Below are 5,861 nucleotides of genomic sequence, written 5' to 3'. Positions count from 1 at the left end.
GTTCGGGTGCAGCACCGCAACGCCGGGCTGGCGATCGTCCCCGCGGGATCCATCGCGGTGGTGGCCTGGCTGGTTGCGGCGGCCGCCCTGACGGGTCTGGCGCTGCTGGATAGGTGGCTGGACCGCCGCGCCGAGTCGTCCGACCAGCAGATTTCGCACGACGTATGCCCGTAGGCAACCTTATCGACAGCCGACGCTGCGATCGTGGTGTCGTGCGCGTTGCAATCGTCGCCGAGTCCTTCCTCCCCAACGTCAACGGTGTCAGCAACTCAGTGCTGCGTGTCCAGGAGCACCTGCGTCGCGCCGGTCACGAAGCCCTCGTCATCGCACCCGACAACCCGCCGGGTCAACCGCGGGCGGACCGAATTCACGACGGCATCCGGGTGCATCGGGTGCCGTCGCGAATGTTCCCCAAGGTGACCACGTTGCCGCTCGGGGTTCCGATGCCCCGAATGGTGAGCGTGCTACGGGGATTCGATCCCGACGTCGTGCATCTGGCGTCGCCGGCGCTGCTCGGTTACGGCGGGGTGAAGGCGGCTCGCTGGCTAGGGGTTCCGACGGTCGCGGTGTACCAGACCGACGTCCCCGGTTTCGCGGCGAGTTACGGCATTCCGATGACGACACGGGCGGCGTGGGCGTGGTTTCGCCACCTGCACAGCCTGGCCGACCGCACGCTGGCGCCGTCCAGTGTGACGATGGAATCGCTTGTCGCTCACAGATTTCCGCGGGTGCATCGGTGGGCGCGCGGGGTCGACGTGCTACGGTTCGCGCCGTCCGCGCGCGACGAGGCGCTGCGGCGGCGGTGGTCGCCGGCCGGCAAGCCGATCGTCGGGTTCGTGGGGCGGCTCGCGCCGGAGAAACACGTCGAGCGGCTGATCGCGCTGAACGCCAACGATTCCGTGCAGGTCGTCATCGTCGGCGACGGCGTCGATCAAGCCAAACTGCAATCCGCAATGCCCACAGCGGTTTTCACCGGCGCGCTGTATGGCGAGGAGCTCGCCGCGGCGTACGCCAGCATGGACGTCTTCGTGCATCCCGGTGAGCACGAGACGTTTTGCCAAGTCGTGCAAGAAGCGCTGGCGTCGGGGCTGCCGGTGATCGCCCCCGACGCAGGCGGACCGCGCGACCTGGTCGCCCCGTACCGCACCGGGTTGCTGTTGGGAGTCGACGAGTTCGAGGCCCGGCTACCCGCCTCCGTCGAGCACCTGCTCGCCGAACGACACCGTTACGCGCCGGCCGCCCGGCGCAGCGTGCTCGGCCGCAGCTGGCCGGTCATCTGTGACGAGCTGCTCGGCCACTACGAGGCGGTGCTGTCGCCAGCTTCCCGAGCGTGTGTGTCCCGAAGGGGGATGGTTGCCAAGCGTTATGCGCAGGGGGGCAACTAACCTGCGCCCCGAGACCGGCTGACACTGCTCCCGATCGTTGACGGGTACTCAAACCGTGGTGTCGGAATCACCGTGCAGCCGTGACGTGGGCTTGTGTGACATCCTGTGCAGGTGTACCCGCCTTCGGGCGTAGTGACGTTTTTGTTCACCGATATTGAGGGTTCGACCCGTCGGTGGGAGACCGACGCGGACGCGATGCGGGTGGCGCTGGCCGCCCATGACGAGGTGTTGCGCACGGCGATCGGGGCGTACGGGGGCTGGCTGTTCAAGCACACCGGTGACGGGGTGTGTGCCGCGTTCGCGTCACCCCGATCCGCCGTCGATGCCGCGGTGGCCGCGCAGCTGCAGCTGGAGTTGCCGGTGCGGATGGGGATCTCGACCGGCGAGGCAGAGTTGCGGGGGGCCGACTATTTCGGTGCGGTGCTCAATCGAGCCGCGCGGGTGATGGCCGCCGGGCACGGCGGGCAGATCCTGGTGGCCGATTCGACCGCGGGTCTGCTCAGCGGCGTCGATCTGGTGGATTTGGGGCCGCGGCGGTTGCGGGATCTGCCCACCGCGGTCGGGGTGTTCCAGGTCCGAGCAGAGGGCCTGCGCACGGACTTTCCGCCGTTGCGGGCACTGGATGCGAGTCCGGGGAACCTGCGGGCTGCGACCACGAGCTTCATCGGGCGCGAGTCCGAGGTCGCCGAGCTGCAAGCCGCGGTGAAGGCTCATCGGCTGGTGACGTTGACCGGGGTGGGCGGGGTCGGCAAGACCCGGCTGGCGCTGGAGGTCGCGGCGCGACTGGCCGATGAATTCCCCGACGGGGTCTGGTTTTTCGACTTAGCCGCGGTCGCCGATCCGGCGGTGGTGCCCGACGCGGTGGCCGCGGTGCTGGGCATCATCCAACAGCCGGGGAAGAGCGTGGCTAACAGTGTCGCGGCCGCGTTGGAGGGCAGAGTCCGGCTGCTGGTGTTGGACAACTGCGAGCACGTTGTCGACAGTGTCGCGGATCTGGTCGAGGCGATCCTCGCCGCCTCGGCGACCGTAACGATTCTCGCGACCAGCCGCGAAGGATTGGGGGTCAGCGAAGAACAGTTATGGCGTGTCCCGTCGCTCGACGTCAATTCGGGAGCCGAATCGGCCGCCGTGAACCTTTTCGTTGACCGTGCCCAAAGTGTGGTGTCGGACTTCTCGCTGGCCCAGCCCGGCGAGGCGGACGCTGTAGTAGAAATCTGCCGCAGACTCGACGGCATCCCGTTGGCCATCGAGTTGGCGGCTTCGCGGATGGCGTCGATGACCGTCAGCGAGGTGCGTGATCGGCTCGATCAGCGGTTGCGGCTGCTGGTGGGCTCCCGGCGCGGCCTGGCACGCCACCAAACGCTGCGCCACGCGGTGGCATGGTCCTATGACCACCTCGATGACGCGGAGAAACCGCTGCTGGAGCGGTGTTCGGTGTTCGCCGGGGGATTCGACCTGCAAAGTGCCTGCGCCGTCATGGGTTCCGATGATGACTTCGCCACCCTGGATCTGCTCGATGCCCTGGTGCGCAAGTCGCTGCTGGTCGCTGACCGGTCGGCGGGGCGGACCCGGTTTTCGATGCTGGAGACGATCCGCCAGTTCGCCGAGGAGCAACTCGTCGCCAGCGGGGCGGCGACCGAAGCCCGGACAGCGCATGCCCGCTACTTCGCCGGGCGGGAAGCCGACATCATGGCCCTGTGGGACAGCCCCCGCCAGCGGGATGCCTACGACTGGTTCACTCTCGAGCTGGCCAATCTGCGCACCGCGTTTCGCTGGGCGGCCGACCAGGGCGATCTGGACACCGCCGCCGCCATCGCCACGTATGCGGCGTGCCTCGGCGTACTGGTCGAAAATCGCGAGCCGATAGCCTGGGCCGAAGAGCTCATCGAACCCGCCCGCGTCGCCGACCATTCCCGGCTCGCGTTCCTGTACGTGATGGCAACGTGGTGCTGCCAGGTTGGTAGGACCGATGACGCTGTCCGCTACAGCGACGCCGCCCAGCTGGTGATCGCCAGTGGCCGCTACGAAGAGGTGCCGTTCGGCGCCGAGGCCGGGCTTGCCAATGCGTATCTGCACATCGGCCAGCCCGAACGGAGCGTCGAGTGGTGCCGCGCCCAGCTCGCACGCGGTCGCGACACCCATACACTCATCACGGCAAGCCTGGTCCTCGCACTGACGCTCGCCGGGTCCCATGACGAAGCGATGGCCGCCGCGAACGGCCTGATCGACGCCGCCGAGGCCACCCACAACCCCTTTGTGCTCTCGTTCGCGCTTTACGTCCACGACCAGCCTTACGCCCACCACGACGCCGCCGTCCGCGACGCCGATCCCGTCGCCGCGCTCGACGCCCTGCGTCGGGGCCTGGTGATCGCCCAGGAAAGCGGCAACCGCTTCACCGAGTCACTCCTGGCGGTCAGTCTGTGCCCCTTCGAGGCCGTATACGGCGACCCGCTGGCCGCGCTCGACTACATCACGCTGGCGATCCGCACCTACCACGACGCGGGCAACACCACCTCGGTGCGCGGCTCCCTCTCAACCCTCGCCGCCGTGTTCGACCGGCTCGGACGCTACGAACCAGCGGCCACCATGACCGGGTTCGCCGGCGTCCCCTACACCGCAATGCTTGCTGAGTTCAACACCCTGATCGCACACCTACGCGACGTCCTCGGCGACCAGACCTACGAATCGCTCGTCCACAAGGGCGAAACGATGACCACCGCCGACATGGCGACCTACGCCTACGACCAAATCGACCAGGCCCGAACAAAACTGAACGAAGTCTCGAAATAGACCAGATACGAGAGTCTCGAATCTAGGTCTCGAAATGACGTTTCCACCAAGGTGCTCCGGATGCCGCAGCCTACTGGGCGGAGCCTGAACCTACTCGATGCGAACGAGTCCACTTGGGCGTTTGCGCCTGAAGACGGTGTTGGCTGCGATGGGTAACCGGATGTCACAGCGTCGAAATGGTTGAGCCGTTGATGCGGTCGCCGAAACTACGGTGGACCGTGATACACGCGTTGCTCAGATGTGCGGTCAGGGTAGCCATCTCGACTTCACATTGGCTCACGGCTGAGAGTGGGGCCGCCGGATCAATGTTCGCATTGTGCCTACAAGGGCTGGGAACTCGTCGGTTCGTGGGAGTAGCAGGGCTTGGCCGTTGAGGCCGTCGATGATGGCGATCAATGCTCGGCTGAGGTTGCGGCGTTCGTAATCGTCGTCTGCCAGTTCGGCGGGGGCGAGTGCGGCGATGTCGTCGAAAAAGCGGCGGAATTCGCGCAGAGCAGCTTGTAGTTCTTCGGCAAGGCCGGGTTGGCGCGGTAACTCGAACTGAATGACCAGAAACATTCTCGGCAGGGTGAGGTCGCTGCCGAATATCTCGATCGAGACATCGAAGATCGTATCGACGGCGGTGACGAAGTCACGGCTGGTTTCGGCTGCTACGGCGGTGCGGAAGGTAGTCAGCACTTGGTCGTAGGCGCTGATGGCGGCCGCGACGAACAGCCCGCGCTTGCCGCCGAAGTGGTGGTACAGGGTCGGCGCGTTGACCTGCGCGGTCGCGATCAGATGGTCGATGGTGGTGGCGCCGTATCCACGCGTGCCGAACTCGGCCTTTGCCGCTGCCAGTAGGCGGTCGCGGCCGCTCGGCTGCCCTCGGGCGGGTCTGCCGCGTTTGGCCGTCGTTTGCCTCATCGGACTCGGACTCCTAGCGCGGTCGTGCGTGCATGGCGTCCTGCCTGCCGTAGCGGTGCTTGACAACGACTCATAATATATAAAATACTACATTAGTGCCCGGTTGAGTATCGCTCAGTGTGAAGGAGACACCAGCATGATCTCTGCGGCATTTCCGTATCAAAAACACCGACGCCGGGCTCTCGGAAGCGAGATGGCATACGTAGAGGCCGGACAGGGCGACCCGATCGTGCTGTTGCACGGCAATCCCACGTCGTCGTATCTGTGGCGCAACGTGTTGCCTTACCTGCAGCCGTTAGGCCGCTGCATCGCGCCGGACCTGATCGGCATGGGTGATTCCGACAAGCTGGCTGATAGTGGTCCCGACTCGTATCGATTCGTCGAGCATCGACGCTACCTCGACGCCCTGCTCGAAGCCCTAAATGTTCGGGAACGGGCCATGGCAGCGCGGCACCAACGAGAACACGAACCGACTGCTGCGCCAATACCTGCACAGGAAAGCCGATCTGGCCACGTTCACGCAGGACGAGCTCAACGCCGTCGCCGCGAAACTCAACCACCGCCCACGTCTAGTACTTGGCTGGGCCACCCCGGCCGAGGCGTTCGGCGTTGCCGAGCCGAAACCGATGCTGCGTGCGCCTGCCTAGCCGGTGCGGTTCTCGGCTGCGATCATCACTTGGTGGCCGCTGGCGGACTTCCCGAGCTCGACGTCGCCCGCGTGCAACGCTGGTGCGCCGGCCAGGTCCCCGAGCACGTTCGCGACGAGATCCGCGTCGAATGCGA

Annotated in this window: 3 protein-coding genes and 3 pseudogenes; 5 read left to right on the top strand and 1 reads right to left on the bottom strand. The window is 66.1% G+C overall.

Annotated elements, in window-relative coordinates; all coding sequences use genetic code 11:
- The 3 genes and pseudogenes from ACLQI9_RS10395 to ACLQI9_RS10385 form a co-directional block, all read left to right on the top strand.
- Positions 1-174, top strand: a pseudogene (locus ACLQI9_RS10395) (DUF3592 domain-containing protein); the annotation flags it as partial.
- 38 nt (positions 175-212) lie between these two features.
- Positions 213-1,385 (top strand): glycosyltransferase family 4 protein, encoded by a 1,173-nt coding sequence (locus tag ACLQI9_RS10390; RefSeq protein ID WP_442391642.1) that lies wholly within the window; start codon positions 213-215, stop codon positions 1,383-1,385.
- Positions 1,386-1,496: 111 nt separating this feature from the next.
- Entirely contained in the window at positions 1,497-4,175 is a 2,679-nt protein-coding gene (locus ACLQI9_RS10385) for an ATP-binding protein (RefSeq protein ID WP_442391641.1), read from the top strand.
- 276 nt (positions 4,176-4,451) lie between these two features.
- Here ACLQI9_RS10385 and ACLQI9_RS10380 read toward each other — a convergent pair whose 3' ends face one another.
- Positions 4,452-5,078: a TetR/AcrR family transcriptional regulator gene (locus ACLQI9_RS10380; protein ID WP_442391640.1), complete on the bottom strand. Its 627-nt coding sequence runs from the start codon at positions 5,076-5,078 to the stop codon at positions 4,452-4,454.
- Positions 5,079-5,214: 136 nt separating this feature from the next.
- On the opposite strand from ACLQI9_RS10380, the pseudogene ACLQI9_RS10375 reads away from it, so the two are divergent.
- Together ACLQI9_RS10375 and ACLQI9_RS10370 are read left to right on the top strand one after the other, a co-directional pair.
- Positions 5,215-5,487 (top strand): annotated as a pseudogene (locus ACLQI9_RS10375) (alpha/beta fold hydrolase); the annotation flags it as partial.
- A 28-nt stretch (positions 5,488-5,515) separates the two neighbouring features.
- A pseudogene (locus ACLQI9_RS10370) lies at positions 5,516-5,725 on the top strand (transposase); the annotation flags it as partial.
- Positions 5,726-5,861: the final 136 nt, after the last annotated feature.

The sequence above is a fragment of the Mycobacterium sp. genome, from assembly GCF_052143115.1.
In the GTDB taxonomy this organism is placed as follows: Bacteria; Actinomycetota; Actinomycetes; order Mycobacteriales; family Mycobacteriaceae; genus Mycobacterium.
Note: the sequence above shows the minus strand (reverse complement) of the source record. Positions and strands in the feature narration are given on the sequence as shown.